Source organism: Micromonospora sp. NPDC049101, assembly GCF_040648675.1.
In the GTDB taxonomy this organism is placed as follows: Bacteria; Actinomycetota; Actinomycetes; order Mycobacteriales; family Micromonosporaceae; genus Micromonospora.
This window is the reverse complement of record NZ_JBEZED010000002.1, coordinates 384,930-407,317: the sequence shown is the minus strand read 5'-3', so window position 1 is coordinate 407,317 and position 22,388 is coordinate 384,930. Positions and strand designations below refer to the sequence as shown.

The 22,388-nt window shown below is 70.4% G+C and carries 14 protein-coding genes; 9 read left to right on the top strand and 5 right to left on the bottom strand.

Features of this window, described 5'->3' with window-relative positions:
- The first annotated feature begins 45 nt into the window (after positions 1–45).
- Both AB0B57_RS04115 and AB0B57_RS04110 read left to right on the top strand, forming a co-directional pair.
- Positions 46–1,893: a glycoside hydrolase family 15 protein gene (locus AB0B57_RS04115; protein WP_357064945.1), complete on the top strand. Its 1,848-nt coding sequence runs from the start codon at positions 46–48 to the stop codon at positions 1,891–1,893.
- A gap of 127 nt (positions 1,894–2,020) precedes the next feature.
- Positions 2,021–2,581, top strand: coding sequence for a hypothetical protein (locus tag AB0B57_RS04110; protein ID WP_357064944.1), 561 nt, complete (start codon positions 2,021–2,023; stop codon positions 2,579–2,581).
- An 85-nt stretch (positions 2,582–2,666) separates the two neighbouring features.
- Here AB0B57_RS04110 and AB0B57_RS04105 read toward each other — a convergent pair whose 3' ends face one another.
- The gene (locus tag AB0B57_RS04105) at positions 2,667–4,883 is read right to left on the bottom strand and encodes an MMPL family transporter (RefSeq protein WP_357064942.1); all 2,217 of its coding nucleotides are present in this window, start codon (positions 4,881–4,883) and stop codon (positions 2,667–2,669) included.
- Between the two features lie 368 nt (positions 4,884–5,251).
- On the opposite strand from AB0B57_RS04105, the gene AB0B57_RS04100 reads away from it, so the two are divergent.
- The 3 genes from AB0B57_RS04100 to AB0B57_RS04090 all read left to right on the top strand — a co-directional run bounded on the left by AB0B57_RS04100 (position 5,252) and on the right by AB0B57_RS04090 (position 9,020).
- Entirely contained in the window at positions 5,252–5,884 is a 633-nt protein-coding gene (locus AB0B57_RS04100; protein ID WP_357064939.1) for a TetR family transcriptional regulator, read from the top strand.
- 83 nt (positions 5,885–5,967) lie between these two features.
- Positions 5,968–6,156 carry a hypothetical protein gene (locus AB0B57_RS04095; protein WP_357064938.1) on the top strand — a complete coding sequence of 63 codons (189 nt, stop codon included), beginning with the start codon at positions 5,968–5,970 and terminating at the stop codon, positions 6,154–6,156.
- 32 nt (positions 6,157–6,188) lie between these two features.
- Complete coding sequence (locus AB0B57_RS04090) at positions 6,189–9,020, top strand: M48 family metalloprotease (protein ID WP_357064936.1); 2,832 nt, start codon at positions 6,189–6,191, stop codon at positions 9,018–9,020.
- A gap of 89 nt (positions 9,021–9,109) precedes the next feature.
- On the opposite strand, the gene AB0B57_RS04085 is transcribed toward AB0B57_RS04090, so the two are convergent.
- The gene (locus tag AB0B57_RS04085; protein WP_357064934.1) at positions 9,110–9,790 is read right to left on the bottom strand and encodes a lytic polysaccharide monooxygenase; all 681 of its coding nucleotides are present in this window, start codon (positions 9,788–9,790) and stop codon (positions 9,110–9,112) included.
- Positions 9,791–10,038: 248 nt separating this feature from the next.
- Complete coding sequence (locus AB0B57_RS04080) at positions 10,039–10,620, bottom strand: hypothetical protein (protein WP_357064932.1); 582 nt, start codon at positions 10,618–10,620, stop codon at positions 10,039–10,041.
- Between the two features lie 568 nt (positions 10,621–11,188).
- On the opposite strand from AB0B57_RS04080, the gene AB0B57_RS04075 reads away from it, so the two are divergent.
- Both AB0B57_RS04075 and AB0B57_RS04070 read left to right on the top strand, forming a co-directional pair.
- Positions 11,189–12,433, top strand: a complete 1,245-nt coding sequence (locus AB0B57_RS04075) for a PQQ-dependent sugar dehydrogenase (protein ID WP_357064930.1) — start codon at positions 11,189–11,191, stop codon at positions 12,431–12,433.
- 226 nt (positions 12,434–12,659) lie between these two features.
- Positions 12,660–12,896 carry a hypothetical protein gene (locus tag AB0B57_RS04070; RefSeq protein ID WP_357064929.1) on the top strand — a complete coding sequence of 79 codons (237 nt, stop codon included), beginning with the start codon at positions 12,660–12,662 and terminating at the stop codon, positions 12,894–12,896.
- Positions 12,897–12,971: 75 nt separating this feature from the next.
- On the opposite strand, the gene AB0B57_RS04065 is transcribed toward AB0B57_RS04070, so the two are convergent.
- Both AB0B57_RS04065 and fxsT read right to left on the bottom strand, forming a co-directional pair.
- The gene (locus AB0B57_RS04065) at positions 12,972–14,387 is read right to left on the bottom strand and encodes an FGGY-family carbohydrate kinase (RefSeq protein ID WP_357064927.1); all 1,416 of its coding nucleotides are present in this window, start codon (positions 14,385–14,387) and stop codon (positions 12,972–12,974) included.
- A gap of 208 nt (positions 14,388–14,595) precedes the next feature.
- Entirely contained in the window at positions 14,596–20,517 is a 5,922-nt protein-coding gene (gene fxsT / locus AB0B57_RS04060; protein WP_357064925.1) for an FxSxx-COOH system tetratricopeptide repeat protein, read from the bottom strand.
- Between the two features lie 217 nt (positions 20,518–20,734).
- Here fxsT and AB0B57_RS04055 point away from each other — a divergent pair, with 217 nt between their 5' ends.
- Together AB0B57_RS04055 and AB0B57_RS04050 are read left to right on the top strand one after the other, a co-directional pair.
- Positions 20,735–21,028, top strand: coding sequence for a DUF1330 domain-containing protein (locus tag AB0B57_RS04055; protein ID WP_357064924.1), 294 nt, complete (start codon positions 20,735–20,737; stop codon positions 21,026–21,028).
- 146 nt (positions 21,029–21,174) lie between these two features.
- Positions 21,175–22,377: a DUF418 domain-containing protein gene (locus tag AB0B57_RS04050; protein WP_357064922.1), complete on the top strand. Its 1,203-nt coding sequence runs from the start codon at positions 21,175–21,177 to the stop codon at positions 22,375–22,377.
- Positions 22,378–22,388 lie beyond the last annotated feature (11 nt).

The following is a 22,388-nucleotide window of genomic DNA, read 5'->3' as shown; positions in this document are numbered from 1 at the left end:
CCCCTTAGGTTCGATGCGCAGGACGCCGCCGAACCGGGGAGAGACGTGGACAGCTATCCGGCGATCGAAGATCACGGACTTATCGGCGACCTGCAGACCGCCGCGCTTGTGACGTGTGATGGGACCGTCGACTGGTTCTGTGCGCCGCGCTTCGACTCGCCGAGCATCTTCGCCGCGCTCCTAGACAAGGAGAAGGGCGGCTACTTCCGGATCGCGCCGCACGACGTGCGGTACGTGACCAAACAGCTCTACCTCCCCGGCACCCCCATCCTGATCACCCGGTTCATCAGCGCCGACGGCGTGGCCGAGGTGATGGACTTCATGCCGGTCACCGGTGAGCGGGCCACCGACGCGCACCGCCTGGTCCGCATCGTCACCATGGTCCGCGGCAGCATGCGCTTCCAGGTGGAGTGCCGGCCACGGTTCGACTACGCCCGCGAGGGCCACCAACTGGAGCGCCACCCCAACGGCTACGTCTTCCGCGGCCGGTCGGCGTCGCTGACATTCAACCCGGTCGACCCCACCCGGCGGTTGATCTCCGATCACGGCGACATCCGTTTCGAGGGTGACGACCTCGTCGCGTACGGCACCCTCAACGAGGGCGACACCGGCGGGGTGGTCCTGGAGACCGGCGGCACCGAGCCACGCATCATCGCGGCCGAAGAGATCCAGGGCATGTTCGAGTGGACTCGGGACTACTGGCGGCGCTGGCTTGAACGCTCGCGCTACACCGGCCGCTGGCGGGAGATGGTCGAGCGCTCCGCCATCACACTGAAACTCATGACGTACGCACCGACCGGTGCGATGATCGCCGCGCCCACCGCCGCGCTGCCCGAGCTGGTGGGCGGCACCCGCAACTGGGACTACCGCTACACCTGGGTACGGGACACGTCGTTCTCGGTGCACGCGCTGCTCGGCCTGGGCTTCACCGAAGAGGTCAGCCGGTACATGGACTGGCTGGACGAGCGGATCCGTGAGGCCGGCGACCTCCAGGATCCACTGAAGATCATGTACCGGGTGGACGGCTCGTCCGACCTGCACGAGGAGGTCCTCGACCACCTGGAGGGCTACCGCGGCTCACGACCGGTGCGGATCGGCAACGGCGCCGCCGACCAACTCCAGCTCGACATCCACGGCGAGGCGCTCTACGCCATGCACCTCGCCGACGAGCAGGGCATCCGCGTCTCGCACCAGGTGTGGAAGAGCACCGTGCGGCTCGTCGACTGGCTCTGCCAGCACTGGGACCAGCCCGACGCCGGCATCTGGGAGAGCCGCCACCACCCCCGCAACTACACCTTCGGCCGGGTGATGTCCTGGGTCGCGTTGGACCGGGCCATCCGGCTGGCCACCCGCACCGGCCGTCCCGGGGACATGACCCGCTGGACCGAGCAACGCAACCGCATCTACAACCAGGTCATGGACCGCGGTTACGACCGGGGCCGCGGCACCTTCGTGCAGGCGTACGACGAGACCGTGCTGGACGCGGCGTTGCTCGCCATGCCGGCGGTCGGTTTCGTCACGCCGAGCGACCCGCTGTGGCAGTCCACCCTGAAGGCGATCGAGCGCGAACTGGTGTCCGACAGCCTGGTCCACCGGTACGACCCGGTCCACTCCCCCGACGGTCTCCCCGGCCACGAGGGCACCTTCAACATGTGCACCTTCTGGTACGTCGAGGCGCTGGCCCGTTCCGGACGCCTCGACGACGCCCGCCTCACGTTCGAGAAGATGTTCACCTTCAGCAACCACCTCGGCCTCTACGCCGAGGAGATCGCCGCGACCGGGGAGCAGATCGGCAACTACCCCCAGGCGTTCAGCCACCTCTCGTTGATCAACTCGGCGCTGACGCTCAACGACCTGCTCGACACCGAGGCCGACGCCCGGCGCCGCCGGTAGCGCGGGGGCCGCTCCGGTCAGCCGCCCGCACCGGGCGAACGTTGGGACGGGCTTGACGGGCCGGCGTCCATCACGCATCGTCAGCTTGAATAGACTTCCTTGAATGCATTGACCTTGGGGAGGGTTGATGAAAGCCTTCGTCTCCGCCGTCTCGGCCGCGGTCCTGCTGCTCCTCCTGCCGTCGGGCGGTGGATCATCCGACCGGCAGGCAGCCGACGACCCGCCCTGCACCGGACAGATCCACGCCAACCCAGGGTTCGAGCTCGGCACCACCGGCTGGACCGCCGGCCCTCGCGTCGTCGTCTTCGGTGACGCGACCCGTCCCGCACACACCGGTCAGGCGTACGCCGCCTTCGCGGGGCTGGACGTGACGCGTGGCGACCTGCTGCGCACCAGCGTCACGGTGCCGGCCGGGTGCGAGCTGACGGTTCGCTTCTGGGTCCGGACCCTCACCACGGAGACCCGCCGCGGTGACTACCTGAACGTCGGGCTGGCGGTCACCGGGGTGCCGCCGAAGACGAGGTTCTCGCTGGCCTTCGACGGCGGGGCGCAGTGGCGGCAATACGGGATGTCGACCGGGACGGCGACGACCGAGCGCACCGCGACGGCCAGCTTCCTCGCCAGCGAGACGGCCGGCAACGGCGTCACGGCCTTCGACGTGGACGACGTGTCCTTCACGTTGAGCTGAGCGCGGCGCTGACCCCGCAGGCTCGGTGGTCGGCCAGTGCCCGGACTCGAAGCCCTGACGCGGCGCTCTCGGGTGCCTGGTCGCCTCAGGACACGCTCTCGCCGAAAGTGGGTAGGCGCGGCGTCGTCGTCTCGGGCCGTTCCTGTCCGCCCTCGATGTTCGCGTTCGGCAGCACGCGGTCCAGCCAGCGCGGCAGCCACCACACCCTTCGGCCGAGGAGTGCCATGGCGGCCGGCAGGAGCGTCATCCGCACCAGGAAGGCGTCGAACAGGACGGCAGCGGCAAGCGTGAACCCGAAGAGCCGGAGCGAGAGGTCCGCGGAGAGGAAGAACCCCAGGAAGACGCTGATCATGATAATCGCCGCGGCGGTCACCACCCGCGCGCTGTACCGGAAGCCGCCGACGATCGCGTCTGTGGGCTCCGCCCCGTGCGCGTACTCCTCCCGCATGCGGCTGACGAGGAAGACCTGGTAGTCCATGGCCAGCCCGAAGGACATGCCGACGAGCAGGATCGGCATCAGGCTGTAGATCGGCGCCGTGTCCTCGATGCCCGTGATGCCGGACAGCCAGCCCCACTGGAAGATCGCGACGACCGCACCAAAGGTCGCGGCGACCGTCAGGAGGTAGCCGACCGCGGCCTTGATGGGGACGAGCACCGATCGGAACGCGAGCAGCAGCAGCACCAACGCGAGCCCGACGATGATCGTCAGGTACGGCAGCAGGGCCTCCCCCATCCGGTCGGAGGAGTCGATGTTCATCGCCGTCTGGCCCGTGACGTAGAGGTTGACTCCGGTCTTCGCCTCCACCTGGTCGGCCTGCGCACGGATGTCCGCGACCAGGTTCTCGGTGGCCTCGCTGGCCGGGCCGCTGTCGGGCACGATCTGCAGCAGTGCCGTGTCCCCGCGACCGTTGACCGCCGCCGGCGCGACGTCGGCGACGTCGGGCAGGTCCAGGATCACCGCCCTGGCCTGCTCGGCCACACTCTGCGCGCCGCCGGCTCCGGCCGCATCGACGACCGCGATGAGCGGGCCGTTGACACCGGCGCCGAAGTTGTCGGCGATCAGGTCGTACGCCTTGCGCTGGGTGCTGTGCTCGGCGGCCGTGCTGTCGTCGGGGATGCCCAGCCGGAGATCCGTGGCGGGCACCGCGATCACCACGAGCGCGGCCACGGCGACCAGCACCATCGCCACCGGTCGACGGGTCACCAACTCGGCCCGCCGCTGGCCGAGCGTCCGGGTGGATCCACTGCCGGCACCGGGTCCGCGGAAGATCCCGAGGAACCGGCCGCCACGTCCCTGAACTCGCCGGCCGGCGAAGCCGAGGAGCGCGGGCATCAGCGTCAGCGCCACGAGCACCACGACCGCGATGGCGCCCGCCGCGGCGAGACCGTCCTCCGTCAGCAGCGGAATGCCGAGCACCGCCAGCCCGCCCAGGGCGATGATCACCGTCAGGCCGGCGAAGACCACCGCCGATCCGGCCGTGCTCGTCGCGCGCCCTGCCGCGTCCGCCGGCACACGGCCGGCGACCAGCTCGTTGCGGTAACGCATGACGATGAAGAGCGCGTAGTCGATGGAGACCGCCAGGCCGAGCATCAGGGCCAGGACGGCCGCGTCGCGGTTCAGGTTGATGACGCCACCCACGGCGGTGATGGTCAGCAGGCTGATCCCGACCCCCACGAAGGCCGTCAGCAGCGGCAGCGTCGCCGCGACCAGCGAGCCCAGCGCGACGATCAGCACGAGGCCGGCGAAGGCGACACCGACGATCTCCAGGAGGCCCGTCTCGGGCTGCGGCTCCAGGGCGTCGCCGCCGACCTCGACCCGCAGCCCGCCCTCGCGGCCCAGGTCGGCCGCCTCGGTCAGCGCGGTCCGCGCCTCGTCGGTCACCTTGTCACCGGACACGCGGTAGGTGACTTCGGAGTAGGCCACTCGACGATCCTCCGACAGGACGCCGGCCTCGACCGGCTCGACGACGTGCGCCACCTGCGGCGCGGCCCGTAGCGCCTCGATCACCTTCTGGAGCGTGGCGCCAGGCCCCGGGTCCCGCAGCGTCCCGCCTTCGGGAGCGACGAAGACGACCCGAGCGCTGGCGCCGTCGACGGGCTGCTCGGGGAAGCGCTCCTTGAGCAGGTCGAGCGCCTGCTGCGACTCGGTGCCCGGAAGGATGGCGGAACCCACCGCGGTGGACTCCTGCGACAGTGCGGCGGCGGCCGCGCCGGACGCGACCAGCACGGCGAGCCACAGTGACAGCACGAGCCCTCGCCGTCGGAACGACAGGCGGCCCACCCGGTAGAGCAGTGCTCCCATGACGACCCTCCGATCAGACAGACGTGGCTCACCCAGGCGAGAGTCTACTAACTTTAGTTAGCCCATATCAATTGGTAGTCGATAACGTTTCTAGTCGCCGGAGGGGCGACCACGGCAGCGGAGCAGCCCCGACAGCCGCCCGGGGTGCGGCGCCTGCCGCGGCGATGGGCACCGGGCCACGCCCGCCTCGGTTGCCGCACACCCTCGCCGGACGAGGCAACCGGCTCGAATTGACACAGCGCCAGCGGGGTAACGTGATCTGACCAGATCAGCCCTGTCGGACCAGCACCACGACGGCCCACGTGGCGTGCCCGAACCCCACCCCAGCGGACGTCCCCGATACGGTGCCGAGGAAGGGATCGTCCGTCATGACCTCACCGGGGACCCCGTCCAAACCGGGTTTGCGCGAGCGGAAGAAGTTGAAGACCCGCGCCACGATCCGGGAGCACGCGATTCGCCTGTTCCTAAAGCAGGGCTACCACGCGACGACCGTCGGTCAGATCTCCGAGGCCGCGGAGATCTCACACACCACCTTCTTCAGATACTTCCCCACCAAGGAAGACGTCGTCCTGCACGACGATCTGGCGCCGCTGTTCATTGACGCTCTGCGCAGTCAGCCGGAGACGGTCAACTCGATCAGCGCGCTTCGCGCGGCGATCCGGACCCTGTACGAGAACGACCAGAACGAGGCGTACCAGCAGGACCAGTCAGGAATGATGGTGCTGGCACGAGAGCGGCACGCGTTGATCCTCTCCGTTCCCGAGCTTCGGGCACGGATCCTCGACGACTTCGCGGAGGCGTTCGGCGCGATCACCGAGGTCCTCGCGGAGCGCGTCGGACGCGACAGGGACGACATCACCGTGCGGACCCTGGTGGGCGCGGTCATGGGTCTGGTCACCAGTTCCTATCTGACCGTGACCGACGATCCAGGCAGGGACCTCCCCACCATGCTGGACTCCACCCTGGCCGAGTTGGAGGCCCGCAGCAGCTTCGGTCTGTAGGCAGCCGAACCGACAGTCCACTGTCGTCACCGACGGGTTGGCGGACGTTGCGTATCCTGATGCCTACTCTCTGGAGGGGTGGCATGGTCGACACGTACACGCGGATGCCCGACCTCGTCGAGGCCGCCGCCCGTGCTGGGGTGCCCCGGCTCGCTCCGCAGGCCGTCAGGTCGGGTCTGGGCGACGTTCTCCCGGCCGAGGCGAGCGCGGCCGGTGCCGGTTGGTGGCGCGGCGGGCGCCGCCCGCACGACCGCGTTTCCACAGCGGAGTGACCCGCGCCGACGGGCAGCCGCCCGCTGATCCGGTGACCCGGGGGCCTGCCGGGCCGCCAACCCCCCTGCTCTGGCTCTATCTGCAGGTCGTCGGGTTGGTGGGTGCCGTCGGTGTCGTGGTGGGCAGCATGTTCTTCCACGGCAACCGTCCCCTGGCGCAGCCCTACCGGGAGGCGGCGCTTCGCTGCATCAGGGCCTACGACGTCGACCTGAGCAAACCCGCCGAGTTCGATGCCACCCGGACGATGCAGTTCCTGACCTGCATGTCCGACCCGGCCCGGGTGCAGGGGTTGGTGATGCTCACCGGTGGCGTCCTGGTGCTGGTCGGGCTGGCCCTGATCGTCGCACTGACCCCGGTGGTGGATCGGTGGCGGCTGCGCCGCCACCGACTCGCGAGCCCCGTCGCCGGTGCCGAGCAGCGGTTTGCCGAGCTCTGCGATCGGCAGGGCCTGCACGGCCGGCACCGGCCCGCACTGTTCGTGGCAGGGCCGTCGGTGCGGCAGGCGTTCACCACCGTCCGGCCCGGCGGCCGACCACTCGTGGTGCTGCCGGCCGCGGTGGCGGTGGCCTACCGGGATCCGGCGCGCTTCGACCCGGTCGTGCAGCACGAGTTGGCGCACGTGCAAGGTCGGGACGTCCGGTGGGTCTCCGCCGTGCGTGGTCTGCTGTGGCTGGTCGTGCCGGCGGTGGCGGTGGCCAGTGTCTCCGAGATCCGCGCGGTGGGGCTGCCCGATATCACGGTCGTCACGGCCATCCGGGCGCTGGTGCTGGTGCTGGTGAGCGCCCTCCTGCGGGCACTGGTGCTGCGACTGCGCGAACACGAGGCGGATCAGCAGGTCAGCCGGAGCGGTGACGCCACCGCGCTGGTCCGGCTGCTGGAGGCCGCCGCCGCGACCCGACCGCAGCACCCCGGGTGGCTGCGCCGACTGTTCGCCCGGCACCCGACGCCGCAGCGGCGGGCCGCCGCGCTGCGTGCCGGGCAGCGGGTGTCGGTGGATGGCCCGCTGCAGGCCGCGGTGACCGGGGCGGTGTCGGCGATCGTCGCGGGGGCGGCTGCCCCGGCGGCACTCACGTTGGCCTTCGACCGGGACCTCTCCGTGCTGTCGGCCGCTCTGGTCGGTGTGCTGCTCGGGTTCGGGCTGACCCCCGCGCTGCACCGCCGGGCGCTCACCGGTGCGCCGTCGCGGCGTTGGCTCCCGATCGTCGCGGCCGCCGCCGGCCTCGCCGTGGGCGGATTCGTCTTCCCCACCGGAACGGCCAGCGCCGGCACGTCGTTCCCCACCGGCACCAACAGCCTGGGCGTCAGCCTGTGGGGCGCGATCCTGTCCGCACTCGCCGGCATGGTCGCCGGCACCGCCTGCACCGTGCTGGCCGGGTTGGCGGCCCGCCGGGGCCCGGACCGGTTCACCCGCCTCCGGCGAGGGCTCACCTACCTGGCGGCCGCCGCGACCGTCACGGCGATCTGCTGGCCGTTGCCGAGGCTCGCCCCCGGCCTGGAATGGCCGGTTTCGATACACACCTGGCTGGTCTACGCGCTGCCCGACGCGCCGTGGCCGTGGTTGGGCCTGGCCCTGCCGACGGCGGTCGTGGCCCTGATCGGCTGGCGTCGCCTCGCCACCCGCGCCGTCCTGTCCGTCGTGGCGGTGACCGGGCTGATCGGTGCGAGCCTCGCGTCGGCACAGGCGCTCACGCATCCACCGGCCACGCTGGACGCCGCGGTCGCCCTCCTCCAGCAACGAGGATGGATCTGCACCCTGGCCGGGTGGGCGGCACTCGTGGTGCTCGCCGTCGGACGCGGTGACCCCGGTGTGGGGAGGGCCCTCGTCGCCGGGGCGGGCGTCGCGGCACTGACCGGCACCGCGCAGTTCGTGCACCAGGTCGTCTCCGGTCGTACCGTGGACGCGACACTGCTCCGGCTCTATGTCGGTGTGCCGGTGATCTGGTGGTTCTACCTCGCGGTGCTCACGACGCCCATCCTGATCGGGCTCTCCGCTCTCGCCGGACGGTTCGGCCAACGACCCGGCCCGATCGGACAGCCGGCCCGCCGGGATGGCACGCGAGCACGGGTGTGGCAGGTGCTCGCTCCGGTCACGGCGGCGCTCCTGGTCGGGGCCGCGGCGCTCGTCGGCCTGCCCGGTGGGCCGGTGCTGCTGCCCACCGCGGCGCCGGCGACCACCGCCCCGGCGGTCGTGGGGGTGCCGTCACCGACCACCGTCGCTCCGAGCGCCAACGCCTCGCCGGGTACGCCGGCCGGTGCGGATCCGGGCCGGGTGCTCACCGTCGCGGAGGCGGGCGCCGCCGCCAGCGCGGTCCGGGCGAAACTGCCGGCGTTCTGGAAGCCGGAGCCGCAGCAGCAGGACACCGGTGAATCCCGAAGCGTCGTCAAGCCGGCGGCCTGCCGGCAGTTGGCCACTGACGACTTTCTGCGCCGGATCAAGCCGGACAAACGGGTCGACGAGATTCGCGGCTTCGCCACCAGGAAGTCGCCGAGCAGCATCAGCGGGTCGACAGTCATCGTGATCGTCACCTCGTACGCCCACCCCGTGCCCGACACTCTTATCGACGAGGCCGAGGCCGCCCGCGCCGCCTGCACCCGGTTCACCGCCACCACCCCCGGTGGCTCACCTGTGCGGTTCACCGTGAGCGCCCAGCCGACGCCCCAGGTGGGAGAGGAGTCCTGGCGGGTACGGTACGACCTCGCGAGCGGCAGCGGCTCGAGCAAGATCACCGGTACGACCCTGTACAGCCTGGTCCGGCTCGGTCACAACCTCGTGGTGGTGCAACTGACCGCCATCGCGGAGCCGCCGGACGAGGCGGTGTTCGAAGCGGCGGTCTCTTCGACGGTGGCCGCCCTCAGCCGGTAGCGCCCCAATGGTGCGGGAGACGGCCGCAGTCCGGCCCAGGGCGCCAACGCCCTGGGCCGGATTGGTGTCACAGCTCGCGGTCTTGCCGATCAGGTGACGTTGATGTCGCTGCACCACATGTAGGTCTGGTCCAGGTGCGACGCCCTCCAGATCACGAAGAGGATGTGGTTCCCACTGCGTGACGGGAGCGAGACGTTGAACGAGATGTTCTGCGCCGGCGCGTAGCGCCCGGTCGTCGTGAGCAGGTCGAGGTTGCCCCACCCGAGTTGCTGGGTGGCGGGGTTGAACCCCTGCTTGGTGACGTAGACCTGGAAGTAGTCAGCGCCGTGGCTGGCCTGGTCGTACAGCTGAACCGTGAGGTTGCGGCTGACGTTCGTCCGCTTCCACGCACCGGGCTGGTTCACGCTGTTGTTCCTGGTCAGGCCGTTGCTGCACAGTTGCCCGTCCGGGGTGCGAGCCTGGAACTGACCGGCGAGGCCGTCCCGCAGCTGACTCATCCAGTTCCACATGGTGTCGGGGTTGGCCTGGAACGCCTGCCAGCACATGGGGTCCTGCTGCTGCATGGCCGGGTTCATGTGCTGACTGCCCCAGGTCTTCCAACACTGATAGGCACGACTCGCCGGGTTGATGATGGTGCCGTGGGCCTGGGCCGCCCCGGTGAAGGGCAGCGTGCCGATCACCATGGCGACCAGCAGGACGACCACCTGGAGGGGTCGGCGGACGGTTGACCGGGTTCGCCCGCCGGATAGATCGGACGTGTGTGAACGCACTGTTCATCCTCCGCTCTTCGGTACTAGAGATCACAATGGGAACGCTCCCAAACCAACTGTTACATCTATGAGCTTAGATATCAATACTGATCTATTTACGGTCTGATGTGGATCGAGGTGACCGGATCGCCGCAACGGCGTCCACCGCGGCACGCGGACGGTCCACACCTACCGCAGGGTCCGGTGCGCGAGCTGTCCAGCCTCTGGCTTCACCGGACACGACGGCGACGCCCGGCGGCCCGGCGTGGTCACATCCCGGCTGCGGCGTCGTACCGACGGCGCTGGTCGGCCATCTCCGACTCGGTCAGCGCCTCCCTGAGCGCCAACTCCTCGTACTTGTCCGGGAACATCTCCCGCAGCCGGTCGACGAACCTGACGTCGGCGGTCGCCTCGACCACCTGGATGCCTGGGGGGTCGGTGGACATGTCCATGATCACCGGGCCGGCCAGCTTGACCGCCACGTCCCAGGGGCGCTTCTGCTCGGCGACCCCGCAGAGGTGGAAGCCGTACACCGTCCGCACATCGGCGAGCGCGGTCACCTCGGCCGGCTCGTAGCCGTAGACGCGGACCCCACAGATCACCTGCGGCTTCACCTCCGCGGCGGCCGCCTGCTGGGCACCGTGTCCGGCATGGTTGTGCTGCCCGGGGTCCGCCTGTTCGAGCGTGGTACGCATCCGGGCCGTGATCTGCCCCTGCAGATCCGCCGGCTCCGACGCCGGGTCGGCCCGGTTGAGCAGTACGACCGCTCCGACCGACACCACCAGCAGAATCACCGCCACCCACACGAAGCGGTTTCGGTACCAACCCGCGAAACTCTCTCGGGAAATCATGACTGCTTCTCACCTCGTCGCCGGTACTGGTGGTTGGCAGACCGGATCGGACGTCCCCGGCAGGTCAGACGTCGAGCGCGTGGCCGCCGGCCGAGGGGTGCGTACGGCGGCCAGGGCTGCCTACCCGGGACATGCCCGCGGCCATGGAGATGGCCCGGCGATGCGGCAGGCGAGCGCCTGCCAAGGCGGCGCGCTGCCGACACTGCGATGCTCCCGTGCTGGCCGTTCTCAGCGCGGTTGCCCCCGCGCTGCGGCGATGTGAGCCATTCCAACACGTTTGGATCCGTTCTGGCAACATCGACGAGCATCAGCGCGGGCCGCTCTCGACGCCAGCAGGGGTAACTCCACCAATTGATCATCGACCGAGCGTGGCCGGCCGCGAGACGGTCAGGGACAGACCGCCGGGAGCCGTGCTGTCGGTGCCGCAAGCAGCACGACCACCCAGACGAGCAGCTCCCCCGCCGACCGGAGGCAGCGACGCGGCAGGTTTGCCATTCGTGGGAGTCGATGTATCTTGGGAACGCTCCCAGATTGCCACCACCATTCCACCTGCTTGAGGAGCCCACACATGTCGCGACGGCGTTATCGCCCGGCCTCCGTTCTGGCCGGGCTGCTCGCTCTGGCCCTGTCTGTGTCTCTCCTGCCACCGTCGCCGGTGGCCGGTGCCGCCGCGGCCGGGCCATCCCATACCCGCGCCGCTCCACTCACCGAACTGACCGTGACATCCGAACAGGTGGCCTACGGTCTGCAGCGTCCCATCGCGCTCACCGGGCTGCCCGACGGCCGGATGCTGATCGCGGAGAAGAACGGCACCGTCCGCGCCTACCACCCCGACACCGGCCTGGCGGCCGAGCCGGTGCTCGACCTGAGCGCCCGGATCGACACCTCGGACAACGAGCGTGGGCTTCTCGGCATCACGCCCTCGCCGAGTTTCGCGCGGAACGGGATCCTCTACGTGGCCTACACGAGCCTGCCGGCCGGCGCGTTGACCCTGGCGCGGGTGCCCATCAGCGCTCCCGAGCGGTTGCAGGTCCTGCTCACCCAGGAGCACGCGGAGTACGGCAACCACAACGGCGGACAGGTAGCGTTCGGCCGCGACGGCTACCTCTACTGGTCCCTCGGCGACGGCGGCCACGCGAACGACCCGTTCAAGAGCGGTCAGAACCTCGGCACCCTGCTCGGCAAGATCCTGCGGATCGACGTCAACCGCAACTGCGGGGGGAAGCGCTACTGCGTACCCTCCGACAACCCGTTCGTGCGCACGCCGGGCGCGCGGCCGGAGATCTGGGTCTACGGGCTGCGCAACCCGTGGCGGTTCTCCGTCGACCCGGTCGACGGCTCACTGTGGATCGGTGATGTCGGCCAGGGCCTGGTCGAGGAGATCAACCACATCCGCCCGTCGCAGCGTGGGGCGAACCTCGGCTGGTCCTGCCGGGAGGGCACCCCCGTCTTCGACCAGACGCAGTGCCGCCCGGGCGTGCGGCTGACCGACCCGGTCTTCGAGTACGAGCACTACCTCACGGAGAACTGCTCGGTGACCGGCGGCGTGGTGTACCGAGGGTCCGAAACCCCGGAGGCGTGGGGGACCTACGTCGCGAGCGACTACTGCTCGACGCTCGCCTTCGCCGTGCGCCCCAAGTCCACCGGCGGCTACGAGTCCGCCACGATCGGCAACTTCCCCATCCAGCCGACCGCGATCGCCCCCGACGTGCACGGCGAGTTGTACGTGCTCAGTGACCTCCCGGGGTGGCTGAGCCGGGTGCGGTTCGAGCGGGTCCAGCCGGCCGCTGGCGGCGCGACGGTAAACGGCTGAGCCGCGGGCAACCCCTGCGCAGCCGCGATACCGCCGGGGACGGCCGCACGGATGCGGCCGTCCCCGATGGCGTTGTCACCACCGTGCGATGATCGGCGTGCTCGGGGCCGAGGAGCCGCCGCGGCCGGCAGAGGAGATCAGTCGTGGGATTCTTCGGCACCTACCTCCTCAGTGCGGGCCGGTGGACGACGCCGGAGCCCGGCGAACAGCCGCCCCCTGCGGAGCCGTGGCTGCCGGTCTGAGCTTCTGGTGGGCGCAGCAGCGTGGCGGGGCCAGCGCCACCGAGCGCGGCGCGAAGGAAGACGAAGTGGCCGCCCACCTCGCCGAGGATCTCGACCCGGCAGACATCGATCTCGACGACGATGACGACGACCTGGACGACGCCGACGTCTTCGTCGAGGTCAGGACGGCACGGTTTCTCGGGGCGCTGGACCTGCCGGTGCCGGACGACCTACCCCGCTGACCACCCCGCCTCCCACACCGGATCATTGAGCCGACGAACTCCCACCCACCAGCCTCGACCGCGGCGAACGCGCCGTCAGTCAGCGCGGTCGGAGACGTTCGCGCGGGCGGCGGCGTACCGTTCGCGGACTGCCGGCACGGCGTCCGCGTCGTACACCTCGACCTGCCCGATCGTCCACGCCGGCGGCCGCTGGTCGCCGGACAGCGCCCAAGCCGCCTGGCGCGCGGCACCGTCCGCGACGTACTCCCCCAGTGGGGGGACGAGCACGGGGCAGCCGAAGACCGTGGGCGCGATCCGGCGGACCGCCTCCGAGCGGGCGCCGCCGCCGACCAGGATGATCCGGTTGACCGTCGTGCCCTGCGCGATCATCGCGTCCAGCCCGTCGGCGAGTGCGCACAGAATGCCCTCCACCGCCGCACGTGCCAGGTGCGCGGGGGTCGAGGTCCGCAGGGTCAGGCCGTGTACGGCTCCGGTGGCGTGCGGGCGGTTGGGTGTGCGCTCGCCCTCCAGGTAGGGCACCAGGACCAGCCCGTCGGCGCCCGGCGGGGCGGACAGCGCCAGCGTGGACAGCGCCGCGTGGTCCACCCGCAGCATGGTCGCGGCCGCGTCCAGCACCCGGGCGGCGTTGAGCGTGCACACCACCGGAAGGAAACGGCCGGTGGTGTCGGCGAACCCGGCCACGATCCCGCTCGCGTCGGCGGCCGGCACATCAGAAACGGTGGACACGATGCCGGAGGTGCCGATCGACACGATGACGTCGCCCGACTCGGCGCCGACGCCCAGCGCCGCCGCGGCGCAGTCGCCTGCGCCGGGACCCAGCGGCGCGCCGGTGCGCAGGTGACCGGCCCGGCCGGTCGGCCCGAGCACCCGCGGCAGCAGCAGGCCATCGCGACCGAACGCCAACCGGATCAGGTCCGACCGGTACGCACCGGCCGCGGCCGACCAGTACCCGGTCCCGCTGGCGTCGCTGCGGTCGGTGCACAGCGCATCCAGCCCCGGCGCGCCGGCCAGACGCCAGGTCAGCCAGTCGTGCGGCAGACACACCGCAGCCGTACGGGCGGCGTTCTCGGGCTCGACCGAGGCCAGCCAGCGCAGTTTGCTGACGGTGAAGCTGGCCACCGGTACCAGGCCGACCGCCTCCGCCCAGGCTCGCCGCCCGGCCTCGCCCCCGCCGAGATCCGAGATCAGGTCGGTGGCGGCGCCGGCCGAGCGGGTGTCGTTCCACAGCAACGCGTCCCGAACCACGGCGCCTTCGGCGTCCAGGCACACCATGCCCTGCTGCTGCCCGGCTACCGAAAGGGCCGCCACGTCGTCCAGACCGCCAGCCTGTGCGAGCGCGTCGGACAGCGCGGCCTCCCAGGCGGCCGGCGGCACAGCGGTGCCGTGCGGGTGCGGTGCGCGGCCCTCGCGCACCAACTCCCCGGTCTCGGCGTCGCGGATGACGACCTTGCACGACTGGGTCGACGAGTCGACCCCGGCGACGAGCGGCACCGTTCCTCCCGGGGTTGTCGATCACCGGCCAAATTTGTTCAACGGCTGAATTATTTGGCGGTACCACGGCGCTGTCAAGACTGTGGCGCGGCCGGCCGGCGGGGTCATCCAGACCCGGTACCGGCATCGCGGCGACGCCGGAGCCGTCATCGGCCCGGTCGCCACCCGGGGCGTTCCGCACGGGTATCCAACCGGCACGGAAGGTAGATCATCCGCGACGACGACCGTCCAGATCGGTCCAGGGAGCCGTTGCTCTGCCGATGACAAGTGGTTCGAGGTCGACAGTGAGTCTCGCCCGGTCATCCGCTGCACGCGCGGCATTGGTCGCGGCCGCTGTGGTCAGCGGGTGGTGCGGGCCGTAGCGGGCGGCCAGCAGGGCATGGGCCTGTTCATCGAGGCGTCTCGCCTGGTCGCTGTCATCCAGGGTGGCGGCGTAGTTCAGGCCGGCGGCCAACACGTACGGATGGCGCTCGTCGAGCCGTTCGCGGAGGCGCCCCACGCACTCCTCCAACACCCCGCGGGCACCCGTGCGGTCCCCGGCACCGATCAGGACGACACCCAGCGTGTTCGCGACCACCTGCGTGAGCGGATGGTCCTTCCCGTACGTGTTGCGGTACGCCGCGACCGCGGCGGTGGCCTGCCACTCCGCCTGGTGGCTGTCGCCCAGGGCAGAGCAGATGCAGGCCAGTTCCGCCGCGCAGGCGGCAGTCTCGGGGTGTTGCCGACCCAGTGTCGCCGCCCAGCGGTCGTGCGCGTGTGTGACCAGGAGGTGGGCCTGTTCGAGGTCTCCCAGACGCCGCAGGCTCAGCGCGAGGTTCCTGGCGACGCGCAGGCTCAGCGGATGGTCGGTGCCGAACTCGCTGCTGGCGATCTCCAGGGTCCGGGCCAACTGGCTGCGCGAGCCGTCGTAGTCGCCGAGCTCGCGCAGGTCGCGACCGTAGCTGTCCTCGCTCAGCAGTGTCGCCGCGTGCCGCGGACCGAGGCTACGCAGTCTGCGGCCGTAAGTGTCCCAGTCCCTCTCGGTCGCCTCGGTGTGCTCGCCGAGGAGCAGCAGAGCGACGGCCAGGTCGTGGCTGGCCGCAAGGGTCTGCGGATCGTTGACGCCGCCGGTCGACAGGCGCTTCTCCCACGTGTCGCGCGCCACCTCCACGGCGCGCTGGAAGTCGCCGGACAGGTCGGGGCGGTCCTCCCGCGCGCCTTCGGCGGACAGCCGTCCGACGATGGCTCGGGTGGCGGCAAGCTGCTCGTCGGGCATCATCTCCTGGATGACGCGCCGCACGAGATCATGCGTGCTGACCGTGGCGGCGTCGGTGTCGATCCGCACCAGGCCGAGCCGGGCGATGTCGCGAATCAACGCCGCGGTGGAGCCTTCGAGGTCGGGTTCGTACCTGTCGAGTTCGTCCAGGAACACCGGCGACGACAGCGCGCGAATGGGAATCGTCTCCTGCTCGAAGCAGGCGATGAGTTCCAACAGTCGGTAGGCGGCCGGCCGCTGCGCACGAAGACGCTGAGCCGTCAGCCCCAACGTGGACGAGACCCCGTGGCGGGTCGGCATGCTGTCGAGGCGCTCCAGAAACTCCGGCACCGGCGTGGCCGTGGTGGCGAGCAACGACCCGGCAAGGCTCACCGCAAGCGGATGGTCGCCGAGGCGTTCGGCGATCGTCGCGGCGTCGCTCGGCGCGAGGCCAGGCACTTGGCGCGTGATCAGTGTGACGGACTCGGCCCGGTCGAATCCGGCGAGGTCCAGGACGTCGGTTTCGTCCCGCCAGGCCGCGCTGCGCGAGGTGATCAGCACGCTGCCAGGGCCACGGGGCAGGAACTGTCGCAGGGTCTCCGGGTCGTCCACGTTGTCGAATACGACGAGCCAGTGGTCAGTCCGCCCGAGGTGATCCAGAAGGTTGCCCGTGAGGCCGAGCGCCGCTTCGAGCTGCGCGAGCTGAGCCGGGATGGATCGGGAATCGTCGGTCGACACCCACCAGACGAGCCGGTACGCGGAGGCGAAGCGGTGGGCGTACTCCTTCGCCAGCTCGGTCTTGCCGGTGCCGGCCATGCCCTGGACCACCGCGGTGCCGTGCTCGGCCAATCGTTCGTACAGCGCCTCCAGAATCGTGCCTCGGCCGACGAATTCGAGGTTGCGCGGCGGTACCTGCCATACCTCCGGCGCAACGGTGGGCATTCGGGGCAGGGCTCCCGGGACGCGACGAACCGGGTTCGGCGGTTGCAGTGCGGCGAACAGCGCCTCACGTGCCGGGCCCTCGGACATGCCGACCAGGTCGATGGAGGGAATGGCGGCGAAGGCGCGCGGTGGTCGGACCGCGCCGACCCGGATCGGCAGCAGATACGGGGCGGGCCCGTGCGGCGGTCGCTCGCCTCCGACGCGCCCGACATCGGCAGCTTCCGGGGCGTCCAGGTAGTCGCGTGTCAACACCACCACCATCCGGTCGGCGTCATTCATCGCCGCCCTCCAGTCGCGGACCTCGAACAGGGTGCTGGGCTGACCTGCCGACTCCAACTCGGCGCGTATCCACTCGGCCCACATCCGGTCTGACGCCGCGTAGCTGATCGTCAATGCCATCGATGCGGATCGCGTCGGGTAGCGGGTGAAGTCGGCCAGCCAGCGGAGGCGATCCCGGTCATCCATGGGCGGAAGCTTCAGACGGGTGCCGGTTATCTCGCTGGTGAGCCGCTCGTACGCCGCGAGCAGCGAGCTTCTCACCCCGGGCACGTCGCCGAAGGCCGCCAGGATCTCCTCGTAGGCGTAGAACGGCTTGTAGGGAATTTCCATCTCGGCCCAGTATCGGTCGAGGTCGGCGCGGCCCGACGACGTGAGCATCGGGTCGAATCGCGCTCGGGCGTAGACACGGCCGGCCTCGGCCTTCGCCCGCTCGCCGTCCTCGACGCGCATCGGCACCGGGAACATCCGCACCGGATCACCTGGCCGTTGCTGGCTGATCGACCGGGCGACGGCGACAGCGCCCTCGACGCTCGTCTCGCTGATCGTGAAGCAGTTGACCACCGCGTCGGGGAGCTGGACGGTGGCGATACCGGCAAAGTCACCCAGGCCCGTTCGGCTGTCGATCAGCACGAAGTCGTAGCTGCGGCGCAGGTGCGCCCTGAGGGCCTCGAAGAGGGCGTACCCGTTGAGCCGTTCGTAGAAGGAGCTCCAGTCGAACGTGGCCACGGATCTCGAGTACGCGGCGTCCTGCCGCCCGGGTGGGATGAGGTCGATCAGGCCGTTGTCCGGAAAGGCCCAGCCGAGCCTGAGGGCGTAGGAACTGACGTCGGCCGACGCCTCCGCCACCGCGGCGAGGTCGTCAGCTGTCTCCATCCTTGTCGCGGCGAACGTGCGAAGCATGTCGATCAGGCCAGGCGACGTCCTCAGCGCCTGATCGGGTAGGAACGGTCGGTAGTACCGGTGCAGGCTTGGCGACTCCAGATCCCAGTCGAGCACGGCGACGCGGTAGCCGTTGCTCGCGAGGATCCAGGCGACGTTCGCCAGTGCCATCGTCCGGCCGGTGCCGCCCTTGTACGAGTAGAAGGTAATGATCTGCCCGGATCCCGTCGCCTCCCCGGACCGGGAGGCGCCGCCGTCCACCAGGCTTCTGCCGCCGACGCGGAACAGTCCCTCTTCGATACGGTCGCGACCGCTCCGGCCGGGCCTGGCTGCCGGGTCGAGCGCGATGCGCATGGCCGGCAACCGGCTGGCGAGCGTGTCGTCCATCGCGAGCAGCTGACGGACCAGGGGCTCGGCGTCGTTGTCGTCGAGTTCGAGCAGCGCCGTCACCGCCGCCGCCCGCGAATCGAGTTCACGGTTTTCGTCGGCGGACAGCCCGCGCAACCAATCGAGCTGATCGGCGGCGGCGACCCGAAGCAGCGCACGGGCCGCCTGTAACCGCAGGTCGACCCGCAGGGCACTGTCGACGCAGCAGCCGCGCAGCGCCGTGGTTCCCGACGGGTCGCCCGCATCGGCGAGTTCGAGCGCGACCGCCAGCCGGTATCCCGGCTCGCTGTGGCCTTCGGTGAGGGCTCGGCGGTACGCGAACGCCTGGAGATGGCTCGGCGCCGAGGCCGCCTCGGCGTCGGTGGAACGAGCACCGGCCCGCTCCGGCGCGGCCCGCTGCACCCAGTGGCGGACACTGCCGGGCAACGACGGGTCCGCGACGAGCGACTGGACGCTGCCCGAGGTCACGGCTGCCTCGTCGAGTGCGTCCGCGACCAGCAACCGCACCCAGGGCCGCGCCGCGACGTCCGCGACGATCGCACGCAGCGCGGCGACGACATCCTCGTCACGGCAGAGCGCGATCAGCACCCGCAGCGCCTCGGGTGCGGTCGGATCCTCGGCCGCGAGCTGGGCGAGCAGGGCATCGATGACCCGGCGACGCAGTGGCCCGGCGACGTCGATGCCCTCGGCGAGGATCTCGCCGGCGATGGCGACGTCGGTGTCCTGACTGTTCAGGAGCGTCTCGACGAGTGGGTCCGCCGGTACGTACTGTCGACGACCGAGCACGAACAACGCCAGGTTGCGCCGGTTGGGGGCCCGCACGTCAGCCAGCCACGCGGCTTCGTCGAAGTGCCTCGCCCGCTCACCGGCAGCGAGGAACTCCGCCAGACTGCGGTGGGTGAAGGCGAGGCCCGAGCCTCGTTCGACGAGCACGGACGTGCTGGTCAGCATCGCGCGGACGTGCCGGTCCCAGTCGGGGACCGCGTCGAGCGTGTCCGGCGACGCGTGGTCACGCACCCAGGTACGGGCCTGTTCGACAAGCGACAGCGTGTCGTTGGTCAACTGCGCGTCAGCGAGGTGCTCGACCAGGTTCTTCAGCTGCCTGTCGAGCCAGGTCCAGAACTGCCGGCCGGGATCGCCGTAGCGCTCGAATTCGAAGCGGATCCGGTCGCGCTGTTCGACGGCCGCCGGCCTGCCAGCGAGCAGATGACGGACGAACTCCGCGTACAGTTCGGTGCGACTACTCGGTAGCGGTCGTTGCTGATCATGCTCGAAGACCAGCGCCGCGATGGTGGCCAGGAGCGGCACCTCGACGACGGCGCCAAGCCGGGCCGCCGCGATCGCACGGAGATACCGCTGCGCGGCGGCAGCGCCGTCACCGCTCTCGGTCCGCGCCGCGAACCACCTCTCGGCAAACGTCTCCAGGTCGGTGGAATCGAATCGGCGCAGCGCGAACTCCGCCACGGAACGGCCCTTGACCTCGGCCAACTCGCCGAAGAGCAGCGGACGGGTGGCCACCAGGAACCGTTGCGCCGGATCTGACTGGTGCAACCAGCCCGCGATTCGAATGACCACGTCCGAGCGGTCGTTGCCGCTCAGCACCTCGTCGACCCCGTCGATGAGGATCAACCACCGGGTGCCGGGCAGCGGGGGCACCGTGAAGTTCACGGCGTCGACGTCGAGCCGGCTCCCCTGCCGGTGGGCCCTCGCCAAGGCGTCGGGAAGGCGGCTGTCGACCAGAGCGGTGGCCGGCACCGCGACCGGCACGACCGGCCCGAACGGCGCACGGCTGAGCCGGGTGCCGCGCTTGGCGTCGAGCCACCACCGCGACTGCAGGTGCTGGATGAGAGCCACCATCGTGGACTTACCCATGCCCGGCTCGGCCACGACCAGGGCGTTGTCGGGGCGGTCCAGCAGCTGCGGAACGGTCAGCACCGCGGGCTGCGCCTCGCCGGTGAGGTCGGCCGGCGTCATGGCCCGCTGCTCGACGTAGATCTTCGGCAGGGCCGGTGCGTGGCCGGAGAAGAACTGGTACCTGTGCGTCGCCGCGTCCTCCCACTGCGCGGTCAGCAGCGCACGCAGCGGATGCTGATCGGCGAGCAGTGGCCGGCGGCGGTCGACGAGATGCATCGCCGTGGAGGCAGCCCCGAGGGCCAGCGCTGCCACGGACATCGGCACCACGAGCCCGAACGTCCTACCCCCGAGGAAGTGGAGCGCGGCGACGAGGAGCGCGAGCAGCCCGCAGACAACGCTGACCCACAGCCAGCGTGACGGTGCGGCGACCGCGCTGCGCCTGGGTGACGCCGTCCGGGCGTGCAGAAGGACGAGGACCACGCTGAGTACGCCTGCTGCCGCCCCGACGATGGAGCCAAGGTGATCGGCGAACTCCAGCCACGCCGGCCCACTCATGCCCAGAGGTTAGCGTGGATGACCTCCCCCGGGATCGACCTGACGGATGGCGCACCACGGCCAACGGATACGTGTCACCGACAATCCCTCGCGAACAGACACCGAGCTGCGTCGCGTTACGCACACCTAACCGAACGACCATCCTCTCGCCGCGCGAATACAATCCGGAGCCGGAGAACCGTAAGTCAGATGCACTCATCCCCACACTGGAGGTTCCATGCCCAAGGGCTACTGGGTCAGCGTCTACCGCACCATTTCCGACCCGGAGAAGCTGGTTGCCTACAACAAGCTGGCCGGTCCGGCAGCCAGGGCCGGGGGCGGGCAGACCCTCGTCCGTGGCGGCCGAGTCGCCGCCTACGACGCCGGGATCGCCGAACGTACCGTCCTGGTCGAGTTCGACAGCTTCGAAAAGGCCGTCGCGACATACGAGAGTGCGGCCTACCAGGAGGCGCTGGTCGCCCTCTCCGACGGCGTCGAACGTGACTTCCGCATCGTCGAAGGCGTCGACTGACCGACGCCCAATGCTGGCCGGGAGCCGGGGTAGGGCCTACCCCACCGGCGACCTTCCCGCTCACTGGATGTCATCCGGACAGGCCACTTCCTAGGGTCACAGGAGAGTTGTCTCACACTGCTCCTGTCCGTTCCGGAGGTAGTCACGTGAATCCTTCCATCGAAGACCCGACCGTCGAGTATCGAGCGCCCGGGACGCTCTCCCGGATTGTCGACGTCGACGCCCTGCGCGCCGTGGCGCTGCTATTCATCCTGATCGTCAACATCGCCTACTTCGCCTCCGGCTATTCCTTCCAGCTCATTCCGGATCCCACGCACGACTCGTGGAGCGACCACTCGGTCCGGTTTCTGGTCGAGATGTTCCTCGCGATGAAGGCGTACCTGCTCTTCTCCTTTCTGTTCGGCTACAGCTTCACGCTCCAGCTCGACTCCGCCGCGCGGCGCGGCGTCGACTTCGCCCCACGGTTCCGGCGCCGGCTGGCCGGGCTCTTCGTGCTCGGCATCCTGCACGCGGTGCTGCTGTTCCAGGGCGACATCCTGACCACGTACGCGTTGCTCGGCCTGGTCCTGCTCGCCATGCGGCGAGTCAGCGTCGGGACCGCGCTGCGCACCGCCGTGCTGGTGACCTGTGGGATCGGCTTCGTCCTCGCGCTCGCCGCCACGGCCGGGACCCAGTTGGTGACCGATCCGGCGACCGCACTCGCGGCGGGGCAGCGGTCCACCGAGGCACTACAGGGCGGGCTGGGCTCCGTGATCGCCGAGCACGTACGTCAGCTGCCGGCGATGTTCGGCGCCCTCCTCGTGCAGGGGCCGCTCGCCCTCTCGGCCTTCCTCTTCGGTTACGCGGCCGGACGGCGGCGGCTCCTCACCAACGTCGCCGGGAACCGGCAGCTCCTGCGTCGGGTACAGCAGGTGGGCTACCCGGTCGGCCTGGCCGGTGGGGTGATCTTCGCATCGGGCGGCGGCACCGCCAACCTGACCGGCCTGACGGCGGGTGTGCTCACCGCGCCGCTGCTCGCGGCCGCGTACGCCGCCAGCCTGCTCCAGTTCTTCCAGACCGACCGGGGGCGCCGGGTCGTCGCCGTGCTCGCCCCGGCGGGTCGGATGTCCCTGTCGAACTACCTGGGTCAGTCGCTGCTCTGCGTGCTGGTCTTCACCGGTGTCGGGCTGGGACTCGCCGGTACCGTCGCGCCCCTGGGCGTCGTCCTCATCGCGGTGGCGATCTACGGTGTGCAGGTCGCCCTCAGCGCGGTGTGGATGGCCCGGTTCCGGTACGGCCCGATGGAGTGGCTGTTGCGGGCCTGGACCGAGCAGCGGTGGCCACGCCTGCGGGCCGGGGACCCGGCATGACGGGTCCCGGT

What these genes read in the sequence shown, in the direction of transcription:
- AB0B57_RS04110 (WP_357064944.1), top strand. Translation starts at nt 2,021, where the DNA reads ATGAAAGCCTTCGTCTCCGCCGTCTCGGCCGCGGTCCTGCTGCTCCTC.
- AB0B57_RS04105 (WP_357064942.1), bottom strand. Translation starts at nt 4,883, where the DNA reads ATGGGAGCACTGCTCTACCGGGTGGGCCGCCTGTCGTTCCGACGGCGA.
- fxsT (WP_357064925.1), bottom strand. Translation starts at nt 20,517, where the DNA reads ATGAGTGGGCCGGCGTGGCTGGAGTTCGCCGATCACCTTGGCTCCATC.
- AB0B57_RS04080 (WP_357064932.1), bottom strand. Translation starts at nt 10,620, where the DNA reads ATGATTTCCCGAGAGAGTTTCGCGGGTTGGTACCGAAACCGCTTCGTG.
- AB0B57_RS04095 (WP_357064938.1), top strand. Translation starts at nt 5,968, where the DNA reads ATGGTCGACACGTACACGCGGATGCCCGACCTCGTCGAGGCCGCCGCC.
- AB0B57_RS04055 (WP_357064924.1), top strand. Translation starts at nt 20,735, where the DNA reads ATGCCCAAGGGCTACTGGGTCAGCGTCTACCGCACCATTTCCGACCCG.
- AB0B57_RS04075 (WP_357064930.1), top strand. Translation starts at nt 11,189, where the DNA reads ATGTCGCGACGGCGTTATCGCCCGGCCTCCGTTCTGGCCGGGCTGCTC.
- AB0B57_RS04100 (WP_357064939.1), top strand. Translation starts at nt 5,252, where the DNA reads ATGACCTCACCGGGGACCCCGTCCAAACCGGGTTTGCGCGAGCGGAAG.